This is a genomic window from Terrabacter tumescens, from assembly GCF_014646815.1.
GTDB classification, from domain to species: Bacteria; Actinomycetota; Actinomycetes; order Actinomycetales; family Dermatophilaceae; genus Terrabacter; species Terrabacter tumescens.
In genome coordinates this window covers 313,737-331,676 of record NZ_BMNZ01000003.1, presented here as the reverse complement: position 1 = coordinate 331,676, position 17,940 = coordinate 313,737, and the positions used below count along the sequence as shown (strand labels likewise).

General features: G+C 71.7%; 17 protein-coding genes. 13 read left to right on the top strand and 4 right to left on the bottom strand.

The window, feature by feature from the left end; translation table 11 throughout:
* Positions 1-145: 145 nt before the first annotated feature.
* Positions 146-454 carry a 4a-hydroxytetrahydrobiopterin dehydratase gene (locus tag IEY30_RS08900; RefSeq protein ID WP_030194430.1) on the bottom strand — a complete coding sequence of 103 codons (309 nt, stop codon included), beginning with the start codon at positions 452-454 and terminating at the stop codon, positions 146-148.
* Positions 455-539: 85 nt separating this feature from the next.
* Here IEY30_RS08900 and IEY30_RS08895 point away from each other — a divergent pair, with 85 nt between their 5' ends.
* The 5 genes from IEY30_RS08895 (at position 540) to IEY30_RS08875 (ending at position 7,689) form a co-directional block, all read left to right on the top strand.
* Positions 540-1,001, top strand: coding sequence for a (deoxy)nucleoside triphosphate pyrophosphohydrolase (locus tag IEY30_RS08895; RefSeq protein ID WP_043416069.1), 462 nt, complete (start codon positions 540-542; stop codon positions 999-1,001).
* A gap of 112 nt (positions 1,002-1,113) precedes the next feature.
* Entirely contained in the window at positions 1,114-3,012 is a 1,899-nt protein-coding gene (typA, locus tag IEY30_RS08890; protein ID WP_030194434.1) for a translational GTPase TypA, read from the top strand.
* Between the two features lie 28 nt (positions 3,013-3,040).
* Complete coding sequence (locus IEY30_RS08885) at positions 3,041-4,801, top strand: ABC transporter substrate-binding protein (protein WP_188960120.1); 1,761 nt, start codon at positions 3,041-3,043, stop codon at positions 4,799-4,801.
* A 67-nt stretch (positions 4,802-4,868) separates the two neighbouring features.
* Positions 4,869-5,801 carry an N-acetyl-1-D-myo-inositol-2-amino-2-deoxy-alpha-D-glucopyranoside deacetylase gene (gene mshB, locus IEY30_RS08880; protein WP_043416072.1) on the top strand — a complete coding sequence of 311 codons (933 nt, stop codon included), beginning with the start codon at positions 4,869-4,871 and terminating at the stop codon, positions 5,799-5,801.
* Positions 5,802-5,961: 160 nt separating this feature from the next.
* On the top strand, positions 5,962-7,689 hold the full coding sequence (locus IEY30_RS08875) for a VanW family protein (RefSeq protein ID WP_030194440.1): 1,728 nt from the start codon (positions 5,962-5,964) through the stop codon (positions 7,687-7,689).
* A 42-nt stretch (positions 7,690-7,731) separates the two neighbouring features.
* Here IEY30_RS08875 and IEY30_RS08870 read toward each other — a convergent pair whose 3' ends face one another.
* Positions 7,732-8,805 carry a GNAT family N-acetyltransferase gene (locus IEY30_RS08870; protein ID WP_229674913.1) on the bottom strand — a complete coding sequence of 358 codons (1,074 nt, stop codon included), beginning with the start codon at positions 8,803-8,805 and terminating at the stop codon, positions 7,732-7,734.
* A 64-nt stretch (positions 8,806-8,869) separates the two neighbouring features.
* Here IEY30_RS08870 and fdxA point away from each other — a divergent pair, with 64 nt between their 5' ends.
* From fdxA to IEY30_RS08850, 4 genes are all read left to right on the top strand, one after another.
* On the top strand, positions 8,870-9,196 hold the full coding sequence (gene fdxA, locus IEY30_RS08865; RefSeq protein ID WP_020143133.1) for a ferredoxin: 327 nt from the start codon (positions 8,870-8,872) through the stop codon (positions 9,194-9,196).
* Positions 9,193-10,326, top strand: a complete 1,134-nt coding sequence (gene dapC / locus IEY30_RS08860; RefSeq protein WP_052358325.1) for a succinyldiaminopimelate transaminase — start codon at positions 9,193-9,195, stop codon at positions 10,324-10,326. The genes fdxA and dapC overlap by 4 nt, the downstream gene beginning before the upstream one ends.
* A gap of 143 nt (positions 10,327-10,469) precedes the next feature.
* Complete coding sequence (locus IEY30_RS08855) at positions 10,470-11,750, top strand: citrate synthase (protein ID WP_081920343.1); 1,281 nt, start codon at positions 10,470-10,472, stop codon at positions 11,748-11,750.
* Between the two features lie 79 nt (positions 11,751-11,829).
* The gene (locus IEY30_RS08850; protein WP_030194450.1) at positions 11,830-12,180 is read left to right on the top strand and encodes a hypothetical protein; all 351 of its coding nucleotides are present in this window, start codon (positions 11,830-11,832) and stop codon (positions 12,178-12,180) included.
* A 61-nt stretch (positions 12,181-12,241) separates the two neighbouring features.
* On the opposite strand, the gene IEY30_RS08845 is transcribed toward IEY30_RS08850, so the two are convergent.
* Positions 12,242-13,114 (bottom strand): hypothetical protein, encoded by an 873-nt coding sequence (locus IEY30_RS08845; RefSeq protein WP_444545794.1) that lies wholly within the window; start codon positions 13,112-13,114, stop codon positions 12,242-12,244.
* An 80-nt stretch (positions 13,115-13,194) separates the two neighbouring features.
* Positions 13,195-14,127 carry a 2,3,4,5-tetrahydropyridine-2,6-dicarboxylate N-succinyltransferase gene (dapD, locus tag IEY30_RS08840; RefSeq protein WP_030194457.1) on the bottom strand — a complete coding sequence of 311 codons (933 nt, stop codon included), beginning with the start codon at positions 14,125-14,127 and terminating at the stop codon, positions 13,195-13,197.
* Between the two features lie 169 nt (positions 14,128-14,296).
* On the opposite strand from dapD, the gene dapE reads away from it, so the two are divergent.
* The 4 genes from dapE to IEY30_RS08820 all read left to right on the top strand — a co-directional run bounded on the left by dapE (position 14,297) and on the right by IEY30_RS08820 (position 17,919).
* Entirely contained in the window at positions 14,297-15,415 is a 1,119-nt protein-coding gene (gene dapE, locus IEY30_RS08835; protein ID WP_030194460.1) for a succinyl-diaminopimelate desuccinylase, read from the top strand.
* Positions 15,416-15,500: 85 nt separating this feature from the next.
* Complete coding sequence (locus IEY30_RS08830; RefSeq protein ID WP_052358373.1) at positions 15,501-16,265, top strand: LOG family protein; 765 nt, start codon at positions 15,501-15,503, stop codon at positions 16,263-16,265.
* Positions 16,262-16,708: a hypothetical protein gene (locus tag IEY30_RS08825; RefSeq protein ID WP_043416078.1), complete on the top strand. Its 447-nt coding sequence runs from the start codon at positions 16,262-16,264 to the stop codon at positions 16,706-16,708. The genes IEY30_RS08830 and IEY30_RS08825 overlap by 4 nt, the downstream gene beginning before the upstream one ends.
* Positions 16,705-17,919, top strand: a complete 1,215-nt coding sequence (locus IEY30_RS08820; protein WP_030194468.1) for a putative hexosyltransferase — start codon at positions 16,705-16,707, stop codon at positions 17,917-17,919. Before IEY30_RS08825 ends, IEY30_RS08820 begins: the two co-directional genes overlap by 4 nt.
* The last annotated feature ends 21 nt before the right edge of the window (positions 17,920-17,940 follow it).

The following is a 17,940-nucleotide window of genomic DNA, read 5'->3' as shown; positions in this document are numbered from 1 at the left end:
TGAGCGAGCGGTGGGTCAGGGGTGGCCGGACCGGGTCCGGCCACGGACTATGGCCCTCCCGGGACTCGGCGCGCGAGTCGGAGCGTGAGTGGGATCGCATGAGGCAATCCTAAGTTACGGACGCGGGCGGTCGCTCCGGCCGGCGTCAGGTCGTCGCCACGGCGCCCCTGCGGGCCGCCTCCTGGCTGATCTGGTGGGCCAGCTCGACGTCGAGCTGGGTGAGGCCGCCCTCCGAGTGCGTCGACAGCGCGAAGGCGACCGTGCGCCAGCGGATGTCGATGTCGGGATGGTGGTCCATCGTCTCGGCCGCCGCGGCCACCTCGTCCACGAGCGCGATCCCGGTGAGGAACGCAGGGGCCTCGAAGGAGGCCCGGATCGTGTCGCCGTCACGCGTCCAGTCGGGCAGGTCGCCCAGCTGGCGCTCGATCTCCTCGTCGGTCAGTCGTCGTGTCATGACGTCCAGTAAACCGCCGTCGTATGCCGTGTGGCCCGCTCAGCGCCCCGCTGCGGGCCGTGCGTGTGGCACCATCGACGTCGCCATGAGCATCGCTGAGCCCGTTCCGGTCCGCCTCGTCGTCGGGGCCGCCGTCGTCGACGACCTCGAGCGCCCGACCCGTCTGCTGTCGGCGCGTCGCACCGAGCCCTCCGCGCTCGCCGGCGGGTGGGAGCTGCCCGGGGGCAAGGTCGACGAGGGCGAGTCGCCGCTGTCGGCGCTGCACCGCGAGCTGCTCGAGGAGCTGGGCGTCCGGGTGACGCTCGGCGCGCACGTGCCCGGGCCCCAGCCGGGCTCGACGTGGCCGTTGGGCGACCGGTACGAGATGCTGGTCTGGCTCGCCGAGGTCGTCGAGGGCACGCCCGAGCCCATCGAGGACCACGACGAGCTGCGCTGGCTGGGGCTCGACGAGCTGCGCTCGGTCGGGTGGCTCCCCGCAGACCTGCCCATCGTCGAGGCGCTCGAGACCGTGCTGCGGAGGCCTGCCGAGCCGGACCACGGCCCCTGAGGCCGAGCCACTGCCCCAGGACCACCTGCAGAACCATCCGCACCACCAGCCCGAGCACCACCCACGACGACGTGGTCCGAACCACCCTCGAAACCCTGAGAGACTGTCCCTCATGCCCATGAAGACCCGCGCGGACATCCGCAACGTCGCCATCGTCGCCCACGTCGACCACGGCAAGACCACCCTCGTCGACAAGATGCTCTGGCAGTCCGGCGCGTTCGGCGAGCACCAGCACGTCGACGAGCGCGCGATGGACTCCGGTGACCTCGAGCGCGAGAAGGGCATCACGATCCTCGCGAAGAACACCGCGGTGCACTACACGGGCAAGGCCGCCCAGGACCGTGGTCTGACCGACGGCGTCACCATCAACATCATCGACACCCCCGGCCACGCCGACTTCGGTGGCGAGGTCGAGCGCGGTCTGTCGATGGTCGACGGTGTCGTGCTCCTCGTCGACGCGTCCGAGGGCCCGCTGCCCCAGACCCGCTTCGTGCTGCGCAAGGCGCTCGCCGCGAAGATGCCGGTCATCCTCTGCATCAACAAGGTCGACCGTCCCGACTCGCGCATCGCCGAGGTCGTCGACGAGGCCTACGAGCTGTTCATGGACCTCGACGCCACCGAGGAGCAGATCGACTTCCCGATCGTCTACGCCTCGGCCAAGGCCGGCCGTGCCTCGACCGAGCGTCCCGACAACGGTGGCCTGCCCGAGGGCGAGGACCTCGAGGCCCTCTTCGAGACGATCCTCGAGACGATCCCCGCGCCGACCTACGACGACGAGGCGCCGCTCCAGGCCCACGTCACCAACCTCGACGCGTCCAACTTCCTCGGCCGCCTCGCCCTGCTCCGTGTCTTCAACGGCACGATCAAGAAGGGCCAGCAGGTCATGTGGTGCCGCCACGACGGCTCGCAGCAGCGCGTCAAGATCACCGAGCTGCTCATGACCGAGGCCCTCGAGCGCAAGCCCGCCGAGGAGGCCCGCCCGGGCGACATCATCGCCGTCGCCGGCATCCCCGACATCACCATCGGCGAGACCCTCGCCGACCCCGAGAACCCGATCCCGCTCCCGCTCATCACGGTCGACGAGCCGGCCATCTCGATGACGATCGGCACCAACACGAGCCCGATGGTCGGCCAGGTCCGCGGCTCGAAGGTCACGGCCCGCATGGTCAAGGACCGCCTCGACAAGGAGCTCATCGGCAACGTGTCGCTGCGCATCCTCAACACCGAGCGTCCCGATGCCTGGGAGGTCCAGGGCCGAGGCGAGCTGGCCCTCGCCATCCTCGTCGAGCAGATGCGCCGCGAGGGCTACGAGCTGACCGTGGGCAAGCCCCAGGTCGTCACGCGCGAGGTCGACGGCAAGGTCCACGAGCCCGTCGAGCGCCTCACCATCGACACGCCTGAGGAGTTCCTCGGCGCGATCACGCAGATCATGGCCGCCCGCAAGGGCCGCATGGAGCAGATGACCAACCACGGCACGGGCTGGATCCGCATGGAGTTCCTCGTGCCCAGCCGCGGCCTCATCGGCTTCCGCACCGAGTTCCTCACCGAGACGCGCGGCACGGGCATCGCCCACCACGTCTTCGAGGACTACGAGCCGTGGTTCGGCGCGATCACGACCCGCACGAGCGGCTCGCTGGTCTCGGACCGCAAGGGCGTCGTCACCTCCTACGCGATGGTCAACCTCCAGGAGCGCGGCACGCTCTTCGTCGACCCGACCACCGAGGTCTACGAGGGCATGATCGTCGGCGAGAACTCGCGCGCCGACGACATGGACGTCAACATCACCAAGGAGAAGAAGCTCACCAACGTGCGCGCCTCCTCCTCGGACAACTTCGAGAAGATCGTGCCGCCCCGCAAGCTCAGCCTCGAGCAGAGCCTCGAGTTCTGCCGCGAGGACGAGTGCGTCGAGGTGACGCCCGAGTCCGTCCGCATCCGCAAGGTCGTCCTCGACGCCGGCGAGCGCGCACGCACCGCGTCCCGCGCCCGTTCGGCGGCGAAGGCCGAGGGCTGACCGACCGGTGCCGGGCGGAGGTCGCGGCGTGGTGCGTGGGCTGACGAGGTCGGTCGCTGCCGGGGTCGGGGCTGCCCTCCTGGCAGCGGGCGCCGCTGCGTGCACGGGGTCGAGCGACCCCGTCAGCACGCAGGGCGCGCTCGGCACCGCCCCGTCGGCGCCGGGAGAGCCCCAGCGCGGTGGTGACCTGCAGGTGCTCGTCGCGGGGACCATCGCGACGTGGGACCCGCAGCTGATGTACGTCGGCCCCGAGGCGTTCTTCGCCCAGCGCACCTTCGCCCGCGGCCTCACGGCATACGGCACGGGTGCGCACCAGCGCGACGTCCAGGCCGACCTCGCGACCGACACCGGCACCCCGAGTGACGGCGCGCGCACGTGGTCCTTCACGTTGCGCCCCGGCGTGAAGTGGCAGGACGGCTCGCCGATCACGTGCGACGACGTGCGCCACGGCGTCGCGCGCACCTTCGACCGGCGCACGCACGTCGGCGGCACGAACTACGCGAGCTTCCTGCTCGACATGCCGACGCAGGTCACGCCCGAGGGCCTGGAGAAGCCCGTCTACTCCGGCCCGGGCGACACGGCCCATCGCGCGGACTTCGAGCGGGCCGTGTCGTGCAAGGGGTCGACGATCACCTTCCGGCTGCGCGACGCCGAGCCCGACTTCCCGCACATCGTGGCGCTGCCGGAGTTCGCGCCGCGCAAGGCCTCGACCGACACGACGAGCGACAAGGCGTCGTATGCCGTGATGTCGAGCGGGCCCTACCGGCTCAAGGACCCGTGGGTCGTCGGCAAGGGCGGTACCTTCGTGCGCAACGAGCACTGGGACCCGCGCACCGACCCCATCCGCCGGGCCTACCCCGACGAGGTCCGGGTCACGTCGGGGCTGGGTGAGCAGTCCGTCATCCAGCGTCTGCTCAACCAGCAGGACGACGACGCGTATGCCGTCTCGTGGGTCCAGGCGAGCCCGACCCTGCGCAACCAGGCGGGCACGGGCCTGCAGGCCCGGCTGACGTTCCCCTACACGGGCAACGTCGACTACCTCGCCGTCAACATGCGCAGCAAGGTCATGGCCAACCCCGCGGTGCGCAAGGCGCTCGCGCTGTCGACGAACCGCGCGACCTACGTCACCGCCACCGGCGGCGAGGGTGCCGGGACGCCGACGTGGTCGATCCTGTCGCCCACCGTCGACCCGCAGTCGGTGACCCCGCCGCCCGGCACGGGCGTCGAGGGCGATCCCGAGGGCGCGCGTCGGGCGCTCCAGGAGGCTGGGGTCAAGCTGCCGGTGCCCCTGCGCGTCGTCTACGCGCGGTCGGTGCTCGGGGACAAGGCATACGCCGCCTTGGCCGCGGGCTGGGAGCGCGCCGGCTTCGACGTGCAGCTGACGAGCGTGCCGGCCGAGAAGTACTACGAGACCATCGAGAAGCCGACCTCGGTCTCCTCCTTCGACGTCTTCCGCGGCGTGTGGACGCCGGACTGGCCGTCCGCCGGCGGGGTCCTGCCCGCGCTCTTCGACTCGCGCATCAACATCGACTCCTCGGGCCCCGGCCAGGACGTCGGCTACTTCAGCAGCCCCGCCGTCAACGCCCTCATCGACAAGGCGGACGTGACGCCCGACCCGCGCGCCCGCGCCAAGGTGTGGCAGCAGGCCGACCGGACGCTGCGCGACGAGGGCGGCTACATCGCCCTGTCGGCGACCAAGGCGCTCTACCTGCACGGGTCCGGCGTGAAGTCCTACGAGGACCACGCCGTCGGCGGCATCGTCGACCTCGCCACCGTCGCGGTGCGCTGACCCGACCCGCCGATCCCGCCTACCGATCCGCCTGCCGATCCGCCTGCCGATCCGAGAGGTGCCACCCGTGTCGCGACTGCTCTTCGTCCACGCCCACCCCGACGACGAGACGCTGACGTGCGGCGTGGCCATGGCCCACCACGTCGCGCGCGGCGACGAGGTGCACGTGCTGACGTGCACCCTCGGGGAGGAGGGCGAGGTCATCCCGCCCGGTCTCGCGCACCTCGAGGGGGACACCGGCGACCGGCTCGGCCCGCACCGCCACGGTGAGCTGACGCAGGCGCTCGAGCGCATCGGCGCCGTGATGCACGTCCTCGGCGCCGACGAGGCGGCAGGGCGGCTCTCGCTCTACCGCGACTCCGGCATGGCGGGCTCGCCGGCCGCGTCCCACGCGCACGCCTTCGCCGCGGCCGACCTCGACGTGGCCGGCGCCCTCGTCGCCGACGTCGTGCGCGAGGTGCGCCCAGACGTCGTGGTCACCTACGACGAGCACGGCGGCTACGGCCACCCCGACCACATCCAGACGCACCGCGTCACGCGCCGCGCCCTCGAGCTGCTCGACGCCGCCGACCGCCCCGCGCGCGTCTACGAGATCCTCACGCCCGCGGGATGGGCACGCGAGGACCGGCAGTGGCTGCGCGGCGCGGACCCCGCACTGCTCGACACGTCGACGTGGTGGAGCGAGCAGGACCTCGGAGCCGGCTCGCCCGAGGCGCCGCGCCTCGTCGTGCCCGACCTGGTCCACCCGTTCCCGCCGTCCGTCGTCGACGACGCGCTCGTGACGCACGCGGTGGTCGACGCGGCGGCCCGCGCGACGCAGAACGACGCCCTGCGCGCGCACGCGACCCAGGTCATCGTGGCGAGCGAGGACGTCCACGCCCTCTCCAACCTCGTCGCCGCCCGGACGACGGGACGCGAGGGCTTCCGTCGCGTCGACCCCCTGACGTGGGAGACGGTCGGGGGAGCGGTCGAGCCGAGCGAGGCCGGCCTGTTGGCCTGACGCACGGCCGCACCTTCACGGCCGGGAGCCGTCGAGGGGCGGGGTGACTGCTGGCGTATGCCGTGTGCTGCGGCGAGTGCCCCGACGGCGCCGCCTCGCGCTCTGGGGCGCCACCAGGCGTTACCTTCGTGCCACTCGATGTCCCCTGCCCGGAGAGCCGATGGCCGACGACTGGTACGACGACACGCGGCGTGAGCGACGCTCCACCGCGGTGCGCCTCGTCGTCGCCGCGATCGTGCTCGGGGGCGGCTACGCGGGCCTGTGCGCCTGGTCCGCGCAGCACGTCCCGGCCTCGGTGTCGGTCGGTGGCATCCGCGTGGGTGGGATGTCGACGGACTCCGCCCGGGCGGCCGTGCTCGCCGGCTCGCGAACCCTGCTCGACACCCCGATCGTGCTGAGCGTGCCGGGGCGGGACGAGCCGCTCGAGGTCCTGCCCCGCGAGGCAGGGCTCGGGGTCGACGCCGACCGCTCGCTCGAGGGGCTGACGGGCCTGACGCTCGACCCCCGGGTGCTGTGGAACCGGCTGACGGGCTCGGTCAGCTCACCGCTGCTGACGACCACCGACGACGACAGGCTGACCGCCTACCTCGACGGGCTCGCGCCCTCGCTCGCGGTCGCTCCCGTCGAGGGGCGGGTGACCTTCCCGGGCGGCTCCGTGGCCGCCGACATGCCCGTCCCGGGGCACACGCTCGACGTCCCTGCCACGAAGCTCGCGCTGCGCCGGGCCTTCCCCGACTCGACGCAGGCCACCGCGGTGCTGCGCGAGACGCCGCCCCAGGTGAGCGCCGACGCGGTCGAGCAGTTCGCCTCCGACGTCGGCAGCACGGCCGTGTCGCGGCCGCTGACCCTCGTGTCGGGCACGACGCGGGTCCTGCTCGGGCCGTCGGAGTACGCGCCGACGGTCTCGGTGGTCCCCGACGGGTCGGGCCACCTGACCCTCCACTTCGACGAGACCGCCCTCGCGCGGCTCGTGGCCGGCAAGGTGCCGGTGACGACGCGCGCCGCGACCAGCGCGCGGTGGGAGTTCGAGCCCAACAACGGCAGGCCCCGCCTCGTGCCGTCGGCCGACGGGCTCACCGTCGACGAGGACGCCCTCGCCAAGCGCGCCGAGGCCGCCATCTCCGGCGCCGACCGCACGGTGGACGTGAGTCCGGCGCCCGCCCAGCCGCCGTTCACGACCGAGGACGCCCAGAAGGCCGGCATCAACGAGCTCGTCGTCGACTTCCGCTCGCCGTTCCCGACGGACGACCCCGCTCGCACGAACAACCTCGTGGGTGCTGCCAAGCGCCTCAACGGCACCTACGTGCCGGCCGGAGGCACCTTCAGCCTCAACGCCCTCCTCGGCGCGCCGACCGCGGACAAGGGGTCTGCCGAGGGCGCCGTCGTCGTCGACGGTCGCCTGACGCGGGGGACCGGCGCCGGGGCCGCCCAGGTGGCCACGCTGGTCCACAACCTCGCCTACTTCGCCGGCGTCGACATCGTCCGGGCCACCGCGCACGCGTTCTACAACCCGCGCTATCCCGAGGGACGCGAGGCCGCCGTCCACTGGCCGACCGTCGACAGCACGTGGAAGAACGACACGCCGTACGGGATGCTCCTGCAGACCTGGGTCGAGGGCGGCGTCCTCCACGGGAGGGTGTGGAGCACCAAGACCTGGGACATCGCGTCCGTCAAGGGCGAGCGGCGCAACGTCACACCTCCCAAGACGATCCGCAATGCGAGCCTGACGTGCGAACCGCAGCCATCCAGCCCCGGCTTCGACGTGACGGTGACCCGCGAGTGGCGCAGCCCCGGCTCGAGCGCGCTCGTCCGCAGCGAGCCGGTGGCGACGCACTACCTCCCGGAGGACCAGGTCATCTGCACCAACCCCAGGGCCACCCGGCCCTGAGCGCGGTCCGCACGGGCAGGACCGCCGCCCGAGCCCGGAGAGTCAGGCGGAGGGGCGGGTCAGGTAGGTGTACTCGTGGTGCACGCTGAAGCCGAGGTCCTCCCAGAAGGCCACGCCGTCGGCGTTGTCGGCCGACACCTGGAGGTAGATCGCGGGCATGGTGTTCTCGCGGGCCACCATCGCCACGGCGGAGACGAGGGTCGTGCCGAGTCCCTCGCGGCGGTGCTCGGGGTGCACCCACAGGCCGAAGATGCCGGCCCAGCCGGGGTGGATCGCCATGCGCGCCAGGGCGATGATGCGGTTGCTCTCCGGGTCGCGCACCGACAGGAAGAGCTGGCCGTCGCTGCCGGTGAGCACAGCCTCCGTCGCGCCGGGCACGATGGTGCGCTGCTCGCCGTAGGCCATGAGCCAGTCCAGCTTTAGCTCGGCGTCGGCCGTGACGGGGACTGACTCCTCGGTGAGGGGCGGGACCGCGGCGGACAGGCCGGTCATGATGAGCACCCGCTGCCAGTCGTCGCGACCACCGCCGACGGCATACCCGCGCTCGAGCAGGGCTGCCGCGACGGGGTGCTCCTCGGCGGTGAACCCGCGCGCGCCGTGCACCTGGAAGACGGGCGGGCGGCCACGGTCGGAGTACCACTTCTCGACGAAGTCGAGGGCCCTGTCGAGGGGGAGGCTCGGGTCTCCCACGACGAGCGCCGAGTTGGCGCGCCCCGTGAAGCCCTCCGAGGCCCGGAGCAGCCAGTCGCCGAGGCCGCCGCGGTCGAGCGCCTGCCAACCCTTGGCCATGAGCTTCTCGAGGTCGTCGGCGGAGATGCGCTCGTGGGCGTGGCCCGGGCGGCTCGCCGGGGGCGGCACGTCCTTGGCTGCGATGACGTCGGCGCGGATCAGCTTGACCCGCTCGGTCTTCGTGTCGACCACGAGGAAGTCGTTGTTGCGGGCGATGAGCTCGCCGAGGAAGTCGGTCGCCCCGGCCTCGGCACCCTCACCGAGCCGGTAGCGCACGACGACCCGGCTCCCGATGGTGAGCCCCGCACTGACGCGGTGACCCGGAGTGTCCGTGCTGCTCGCGGAACCGGTCTCATCCGCGGGGCCGTCGGTGGGGTCGCCGTTCATGTCCGGCATACTAGGTGGTGCAGCATCCGCTCTCGAACGCTCCACAGCAGGAGGCCCGCTCCCCATGACCTACGTCATTGCCCAGCCTTGCGTCGACCTGAAGGACCGTGCCTGCATCGAGGAGTGTCCGGTCGACTGCATCTACGAGGGCAAGCGGTCGCTCTACATCCACCCCGACGAGTGCGTCGACTGTGGTGCGTGCGAGCCGGTCTGCCCCGTCGAGGCGATCTACTACGAGGACGACGTCCCCGAGCAGTGGGCCGACTACTACAACGCCAACGTCGAGTTCTTCAACGACCTCGGCAGCCCCGGTGGTGCCGCCAAGCTCGGCGTCATCGACAAGGACCACCCGCTCATCGAGGCCCTGCCGCCGCAGGAACACGACGAGTGACGACGACCGGCGGGCCCGTGCGCGGGCTCGACCTCCCCGACTTCCCCTGGGACTCGCTCGCGCCCTACAAGGCGCGGGCGGTCGCGCATCCGGAGGGCATCGTCGACCTGTCGGTGGGCACGCCCGTCGACCCGACACCCGAGGTCGTACGCCGTGCGCTGGCCGACGCTGCCGACTCACCGGGCTACCCGCTCACGGTGGGCACCGCCGATCTGCGCGCTGCGATCTGTGAGTGGTTCGAGCGCCGCCGCGGTGTCGCCGGGCTGACGGCCGACGCCGTCCTGCCGACGATCGGCAGCAAGGAGCTCGTCGCGTGGCTGCCGACGCTGCTCGGCCTCCGATCGGGTGACGTCGTCGGCATCCCGGCCGTCGCCTACCCGACCTACGACATCGGGGCGCGCATCGCCGGTGCGACCGCCGTCGTCGCGCAGTCGCTGACGAGTCTCGGCCCGCTGACCGCTGCCACGACGCCGAAACTGTTGTGGCTCAACAGTCCCGGCAATCCGAACGGTCAGGTTCTCGGGGTCGAGCACCTCCGCAAGGTCGTCTCGTGGGCGCGTCAGCACGACGTCGTCGTGGCGAGCGACGAGTGCTACGCCGAGCTCGACTGGCGCGAGGGGCACGTCGGCACCTCGACCCCGAGCATCCTGCACCCCGACGTCTGCGACGGCGACCACACGGGACTGCTCGCGGTCTACTCCCTGTCCAAGCAGTCCAACCTCGCCGGCTACCGGGCGGCGTTCGTGGCCGGGGACCCCGCGATCATCGGGACGATCCTCGAGGTGCGCAAGCACGCCGGCATGATCATGCCCACACCCGTCCAGCACGCCATGGCCGTCGCCCTGCGCGACGACACCCACGTGCAGACGCAGCGGGCGGCATACGCCCGCAGGCGAGAGCAGCTGCTCGCCGCGGTCACCCGCGCGGGTCTGCGCGTCGACCACTCCGAGGCGGGGCTCTACCTGTGGGCGACCCGCGGGGAGGATTGCTGGACAACGGTTTCCGAGCTCGCCGACCGTGGGATCCTCGTCGCGCCCGGCGCGTTCTACGGTGCGGCCGGGACACAGCACGTGCGGATCGCGCTCACGGCCACCGACGAGCGCGTCGCCGCCGCCTGCTCCCGGCTCTGACGGCCGGCAAGGGCGCCCTGTGCGGGCGATCCGGGCGGTGGTATGGGGCGGGACTGTTTTCTCAGCGGACCCGACGCTGGGGTAACGTCGCTCGTTGATACGTCCCGCGACGTCGGGCCGGAGTGACAGGAGGCGGAGGAACAGTGACGAAGGCAGTGGACGCGACACTCAAGGTCGCAGACAAGGAACTCACGTTCCCGGGAGTCGATGCCGTCGAGGGCAACGATGGGCTCGGGGTCGGGTCCTTGCTCAAGGAGACCGGCCTCGTCACCTACGACGTCGGGTTCGTCAACACCGCATCGTGCAAGAGCGCGATCACCTACATCGACGGTGACGAAGGCATCCTGCGCTACCGCGGCTACCCGATCGCCGAGCTGGCCGAGAAGTCGACGTTCGTCGAGGTCTCCTACCTGCTCATCTACGGCGAGCTGCCCACGCCCGAGGAGCTGACCCGCTTCGAGGACTCGATCCGCCGGCACACGATGCTGCACGAGGACCTCCGCGCCTTCTTCAACGGCTTCCCGCGCGACGCGCACCCGATGCCGGTCCTCAGCTCGGCGGTCTCGGCGCTCGGCACGTTCTACCAGGACAGCCTCGACCCCTTCGACCAGGAGCAGGTCGAGATCTCGACCGTCCGCCTCCTCGCCAAGCTGCCGACCATCGCGGCCATGGCCCACAAGAAGAGCGTCGGCCAGCCGTACATGTACCCGGACAACTCGCTGTCGTTCGTCGAGAACTTCCTGCGCATGACGTTCGGCTACCCGGTCGAGCCCTACGAGGTCGACCCGACCGTCGCCAAGGCCCTCGACCTCCTCTTCATCCTGCACGCCGACCACGAGCAGAACTGCTCGACCTCGACGGTGCGCCTCGTCGGCTCGGCCCACGCCAACCTCTTCAACTCGGTGTCGGCGGGCATCCACGCCCTGTCGGGCCCGCTGCACGGTGGCGCCAACCAGGCCGTCCTCGAGATGCTCGGGAAGCTCCACGAGTCGGGCGAGGACCCCAAGGCCTTCATGGACAAGGTCAAGAACAAGCAGGACGGCGTCCGCCTCATGGGCTTCGGGCACCGCGTCTACAAGAACTACGACCCGCGCGCGGCGATCATCAAGAAGGCCGCCGACGACATCCTCGAGAAGCTGGGCCAGAACGACCCGCTGCTCGAGATCGCCAAGGGCCTCGAGGAGATCGCGCTCGCCGACGACTACTTCGTCGAGCGCCGGCTCTACCCCAACGTCGACTTCTACACCGGCCTCATCTACAAGGCCATGGGCTTCGAGTCGAAGATGTTCACCGTCCTCTTCGCCATCGGCCGCCTCCCGGGCTGGATCGCCCAGTGGCGCGAGATGATGACCGACCCCGAGACGAAGATCGGCCGGCCGCGCCAGATCTACACCGGCGAGGCCGAGCGCAGCTACCCCGCCTGAACAGCCTGAGCCCGGCTCAGCGCAGATCCACCCGATGCCCCCGCCCCGCAAGGGACGGGGGCATCGGCATGATGGAGTGATGGCCACGTACCTCGTCAACGACGCAGCGGTAGCGCGGTGCCGCGAGCTCATCGACAAGCGCCAGTACGTCCTCGACAGCGACTGGGGCCAGGTCCAACCGAACGCCGAGGCCCAGAACGCCTTCCTCGAGCACCACTCGTGGGACGACTACGCGGCGTGGCACCTCGGCCTGACCGAGGGCGCCCACGACGGGACCAAGGCCCGCTATGCCTTCGCCTACGGCGACCTGCGCCGGGTACACCGGACCGCGCTCATCGCCTGCGTCTACCGGGCGAGCGAGTGGCGGCACAAGGAGATCGAGCTGGCCGCGCACGACCTGCTCCAGCACCTCGACCGGGTGTCCGGCTGAGCTGACGGAGCGTGTGCGGGTCGCGCGCCGTGTCGTAGGCCGGGGGCGTATGCCGGGTCGCTCAGCCGAGGTTGATCGTGACGGTCCTGCCGGCGGTCCCGCTCGACCACCCGTCGTCGCCCGTGGAGCGGCCCCACGCGCGGTCGCCGACGCTGACCCTGCTCGCGCCGTACATCTCGGCGCGGGCGACGGCCCAGTGGGCGACGGCCCAGGCCGTCGTCGTGTCGCGTGCGGTGACGGTCAGGAAGCCCGACCCGGGGCGGGCCGTCGTGACGCCCATCTGCTCCGAGAGGTCGCTCGCGACCCGCTGCGGTGACACGCTGGTCTTCACGGCGTCGAGCCGGCACGTCAGGCCGGCGGGGGAGTGGCCGGTCAGGGTCGAGGCGAGCACCCGGCCCTGCCCCTCGTGGTCGCGGTAGGCCTCCGGGAAGCCGCTCTTCTGGACGCGCTGGGCGATCTTGGTGATGTCGGCCGTCTCGTAGCCCTTGTACTTCACGAGGGCGTCGTAGAAGGCGTTCGTCGCGTGCACCGGGTCCAGGATCTGCTCCTTGGTGCCCCAGCCCTGGCTCGGCCGCTGCTGGAACAGGCCCAGGGAGTCACGGTCCCCGTAGCGCAGGTTGCGGATCTTCGACTCCTGGAACGCCGTGGTCAGGGCGATCGTGGCCGCGCGCGGCGGCATCCCGCGCTTGATCGACAACGCCGAGATCAGCGCGGCGTTGGCCGTCTGGTCCGGGTCGAAGGTCTCGGTGATGCCGGAGGCCCGGATGGTGCACTGCGGGTTGACGACGCTCTGGATGAGGAAGCGCGCTCCGAACCACCCGGCCGTCCCGACGACGGCCAGCACGAGCAGCACGGTCACCCAGCGCCGCCGAGGACGTGCTGGTGTTCGGCGCCGTGAGTCGGCAAGGGTCGGGCCCGGTCGGTGGTTCGGCATGGGGTCCTCGGGTGGTCCGGCTCTGGTCTGAACCGGGTGGCGGCGTGCGGTCTGTGGTGGGCGGTCTGGGGTGTGGCGGGTCAGTCGTTGGCGTGGAGCGCGGCGTTGAGCGTGATGCCGGTGCCCTTGCGGTCGCGGGCCTCGACGGCACCGCTCACGCTGTTGCGGATGAAGAGCACGTTGCTCGACCCCGACAGCTCCTTGGCCTTGACCACGGTGCCGTCGGGCAGTGTCACCTTGGTGCCCGCGGTCACGTAGAGCCCGGCCTCGACGACGCAGTCGTCCCCGAGCGCGATGCCGATGCCACCGTTGGCCCCGACGAGACAACGCTCGCCGATGCTGACGCGTTCCGTGCCGCCACCGGAGAGGGTGCCCATGATCGAGGCGCCGGCCCCGATGTCGGACCCGTCGCCGACGACGACGCCCTGCACGATGCGTCCCTCGACCATCGAGGTGCCCAGCGTGCCGGCGTTGAAGTTGCAGAAGCCCTCGTGCATGACGGTGGTGCCGGCGGACAGGTGCGCCCCGAGGCGCACGCGGTCGGCGTCGGCGATGCGCACGCCCTGCGGCACGACGAAGTCGGTCATCCGCGGGAACTTGTCGACGCCGTAGACCGCGACGTGCTGGCCGCGGGCGCGCAGCCGCATCCGGGTCTGCTCGAAGCCGTCGACGGCGCACGCCCCGGCACTCGTCCACACGATGTTGGGCAGGGCGCCGAAGACGCCGTCGAGGTTGATGGTGTTCGGCTGCACGAGGCAGTGCGACAGCAGGTGAAGACGCAGGTACGCGTCGGGTGCGTCGGCCGGGGCGGCGTCGAGGTCGATCTCGACGAGGCGGACCTCGGTGCGGACGCGGCGGGCGGCATCGGCGCCGACGAGCGCGTCGAGCCCCTCGGGCACGGCCGCCTCCGCAGGGCGCTCACCCAGCGCCGGCTGCGGGAACCACGTGTCGAGCACCTGCCCGTCGTCCGTGATCGTCGTCAGTCCGTGACCCCATGCGTTGCGCTCCGACATGGCCGCAAGGATATGGGTCGCGGGCGCCACCGTGGGACGGCGACCCACGGCCCGGACGGTCCGGCGCCCCGGGGAGAGCTGCTGGGGAGGCCTGCGGGGGAGCCGAGCGGAGCGCCCTGGCCGGAGTCCTTCCGCGCTCGCGTCGCCCGCTCCGGATAACCTTCCGCGTATGCCGTCGACCTCCTCGTCCGCCGACCCGACCAGCCGCGCCGCCTCCGACGCGTCCCCCGCGCTCGACCTGTCGGCGGACGTCACGACGCTGACGGCAGCGGTGTGCGACATCGAGTCCGTCAGCCAGGGCGAGGCGGCGCTCGCCGACGCCATCGAGGCCGCCCTGAGCCCGCTGGCCCACCTCGAGGTCACGCGGCACGGCAACACCGTCGTCGCCCGGACGTCGCTCGGACGCAGCGAGCGGGTCGTGCTCGCCGGGCACATCGACACCGTGCCGCTCACGTCGGTGCCCAACCTGCCGACGCGCCAGGTCGACGGCGAGCTGTGGGGCCGCGGCACCGTCGACATGAAGGGCGGCGTGGCGGTCATGCTGCGGATCGCGGCCGAGGTGGCCGAGCCGACCCGCGACCTGACCTTCCTCTTCTACGAGTGCGAGGAGATCGAGGGGCAGTACAACGGGCTGGCCATCCTCGCCGAGACCGACCCCGACCTGCTCGCCGGCGACTTCGCCGTGCTCCTCGAGCCGACCAACGGCGCGATCGAGGGCGGCTGCAAGGGCACCCTGCGGGTCGAGATCGTCACCAAGGGCATCGCCTCCCACTCGGCCCGGCCGTGGAAGGGCCACAACGCCATCCACGACGCGGCCGCGGTGCTCTCGCGCCTGACCGCCTACGAGGCCGAGACGATCACCGTCGACGGGCTCGACTACCACGAGGCGCTGCAGGCGGTCGGCATCGCCGGCGGCATCGCGGGCAACGTCGTCCCCGACCTCTGCACCGTCACGGTCAACTACCGCTACGCGCCCGACAAGGACACCGAGGAGGCGCTGGCCCACGTGCGCCGGGTCTTCGAGGGCTTCGACGTGACGCTGACCGACGCCGCCGACGGCGCCCGCCCGGGGCTGCACCTGCCGGCCGCGCAGGCGTTCATCGACGCCCTCGGCGTCGAGGTCAACCCCAAGGAGGGCTGGACCGACGTGGCGCGCTTCTCGGCGCTCGGCATCCCCGCCGTCAACTACGGCCCCGGCGACCCCAACCTCGCCCACATGGACGACGAGCGTTGCCCCACCCACCAGTACGTCGACGCCGAGGCCGCGCTGGTGCGCTGGCTCGGGTGAGCGCGCCGAGCCCGTTGCATAGGGTGGCGCTGTGACCGACCACCAGCCCGTGCCCGACGCGCCCGACGTGCCCGACGTGCCTGACGTGCCTGGCACGGCCGCCGCGCCGGGGAGCCCGCACCTCGACCGCCGCCAGACCGGACCGGTGACCCTGCGCGGTCACAAGGTGCCGGCGACGACGACCGACCAGCGGCTCCTCAAGGCACGCCAGCCCACCGACTGGCTGCACGCCGACCCGTGGCGGGTCATGCGCATCCAGTCCGAGTTCGTCGAGGGCTTCGGCACGCTGTCCGAGCTCGGGCCGGCCGTCGCCGTGTTCGGCTCCGCGCGCATGGGAGCCGACCACCCGGCATACGCCATGGGTGTCGAGGTCGGGCGCCTGCTCGCCGAGGCCGGCTACGCCGTCATCACCGGCGGCGGCCCCGGCGCGATGGAGGCCGCCAACAAGGGCGCCTTCCACGCCGACGGCACCTCGGTCGGGCTCGGCATCGAGCTGCCCTTCGAGACCGGCCTCAACGAGTACGTCGACCTCGGCATCAACTTCCGCTACTTCTTCGCCCGCAAGGTCATGTTCCTCAAGTACTCCCGCGGCTTCATCGTGCTGCCGGGCGGCTTCGGCACCCTCGACGAGCTCTTCGAGGCCGTCACCCTCGCGCAGACGCAGAAGGTCACCGAGTTCCCCGTCGTGCTCATGGGCGTCTCCTACTGGCAGGGCCTCATCGACTGGATGCGCGACACCGTGCTCGCGGCCGGGATGATCAGCTCCGCCGACCTCGACCGCATCATCCTCACCGACGACCCGCACGAGGCCGTGCAGGCGATCCGAACCTACGAGGAGCCCGCCTCGTGAAGTGGTTCATCCTCTTCGTCGGGATCATCGTGCTGTGCTTCGTCGTCGCCCTGATCCTCGGTCTCGCCGGTGGCGGCCTCGGGCGGGCCGCGACGAGCCTCAGCCACGAGCCGCTGCCCGACGAGCCCATCCGTGACGCCGACTTCGACGACCTCGTCTTCGACGTCGGGGCCCGCGGCTACCGGATGAGTCAGGTCGACGGCGTCGTCGACCGGCTCCGGCGCGAGCTGCGCGAAAAGGACGAGGAGATCGCGGTGCTGCGGGGCGACGCGCCCGTCGCTGCCCCTGAGTCACCTGGGAACTCTGAGGCCGCCGAGCCGACCGGACCCACCGAGGCCGACGAGGCTGCCGAGACGCCCGTGTCCGAGTCGCCCGAGCAGTCCGAGCAGTCCGAGCAGTCCGAGCAGTCCGGTTCGACGGTCGGCCGCGAACGCACCACATGACCGAGGCGCTCGCCCTGCGGCCCCGCCGCGCGTTCATCGCCTGGGTGCTCGCGCTCTACGCCCTCGCGCGGGTCGTCACGACGACGATCCTGCTCGTCGTCATGCAGCACCAGGTGCCCTCCGGCATGACCGGTGGCGACGACGTGCCGGTGTCGTACTTCCCCTTCACGGCCCTCTGGGACGGGCAGTGGTACCAGACCATCGCGCACACCGGCTACCCGTCCGAGCTGCCGAGGAGCGAGGGCGGCTCCGTCCAGCAGAACCCGTGGGCGTTCTACCCGCTCTTCCCGCTCATGGCGCGCGCCGTCATGGCCGTGACGGGGCTCGGCTTCCCGGCCGTCGGCTCGACGATCGCGCTGCTCTGCGGTGCGGGCGCGGCCGTGCTCATGGGACTGCTGCTGCGCGAGCGCATCGGCGACCCCGCGGCCTACCTCGTCGTGGCGCTCTGGGCGAGCTTCCCGGCGTCGGTGACGCTGCAGCTGGCCTACACCGAGTCGCTCGCGATGCTGCTCCTCGTCGCCTACCTCTACGCCCTCGCGAAGGAGCGGTGGCTCGTCGCGACGGCCGTCGCGCTGCTCGTCGGCCTCTCGAGACCGATCGCCGTGCCGCTCGGGCTCGTGACGCTCGTCGTGGTCGTCCTGCGCTGGCGGGCCCGGCGCGAGCGGCCGATCACGAGGGGGACGTATGCCGCGATGCTCGCCGCCCTCGTCGGCTGCGGTGTGGCCGGACTGCTGTGGCCCGCCATCGCGTGGTGGCGCACGGGGGTCCGCTCGGCCTACACCGACACGATGGCGACGTGGCGCGGGTCGGGCACGGTCGAGCCCTTCACGCCGTGGTGGGGAATGTCGAAGTACGCGTTGGGCGACACCTGGGGGCCGGTGCTGCTCGTGGCCGTGCCGCTCCTCATCGTCGCGATGATGGCCGGCCCCTGGGCCCGGGCCCTCGGTGCGGGCCTGCGCACGTGGACGCTGGCCTACCCCGCCTACCTCGCGGCGGTGCTCGACCCGTTCACGAGCATCTTCCGCTACGTCGTGCCGCTCTTCCCGATCCTCGTGGTCGTGCTCGGAGCCGGGTGGGCCGACCGCCGCGGCAACACGTGGAAGCGGCTGCTCTGGCGGTTCGTCCCGCTGCTCCTGCTCAGCATCGTCGGCCAGTACTACTGGACCGACATCCTGTGGCGCTTCGTCCCCCCGAGCGACTACCCCCCGTGACCTGACCTGACCTGACCTGGC

Excerpts from the sequence above, each read along its gene's own strand:
- IEY30_RS08870 (WP_229674913.1), bottom strand. The coding sequence starts at position 8,805 with ATGAACGGCGACCCCACCGACGGCCCCGCGGATGAGACCGGTTCCGCG.
- IEY30_RS08895 (WP_043416069.1), top strand. The coding sequence starts at position 540 with ATGAGCATCGCTGAGCCCGTTCCGGTCCGCCTCGTCGTCGGGGCCGCC.
- typA (WP_030194434.1), top strand. The coding sequence starts at position 1,114 with ATGCCCATGAAGACCCGCGCGGACATCCGCAACGTCGCCATCGTCGCC.
- fdxA (WP_020143133.1), top strand. The coding sequence starts at position 8,870 with ATGACCTACGTCATTGCCCAGCCTTGCGTCGACCTGAAGGACCGTGCC.
- IEY30_RS08850 (WP_030194450.1), top strand. The coding sequence starts at position 11,830 with ATGGCCACGTACCTCGTCAACGACGCAGCGGTAGCGCGGTGCCGCGAG.
- IEY30_RS08820 (WP_030194468.1), top strand. The coding sequence starts at position 16,705 with ATGACCGAGGCGCTCGCCCTGCGGCCCCGCCGCGCGTTCATCGCCTGG.
- dapD (WP_030194457.1), bottom strand. The coding sequence starts at position 14,127 with ATGTCGGAGCGCAACGCATGGGGTCACGGACTGACGACGATCACGGAC.
- dapE (WP_030194460.1), top strand. The coding sequence starts at position 14,297 with ATGCCGTCGACCTCCTCGTCCGCCGACCCGACCAGCCGCGCCGCCTCC.
- IEY30_RS08900 (WP_030194430.1), bottom strand. The coding sequence starts at position 454 with ATGACACGACGACTGACCGACGAGGAGATCGAGCGCCAGCTGGGCGAC.
- IEY30_RS08845 (WP_444545794.1), bottom strand. The coding sequence starts at position 13,114 with ATGCCGAACCACCGACCGGGCCCGACCCTTGCCGACTCACGGCGCCGA.
- IEY30_RS08875 (WP_030194440.1), top strand. The coding sequence starts at position 5,962 with ATGGCCGACGACTGGTACGACGACACGCGGCGTGAGCGACGCTCCACC.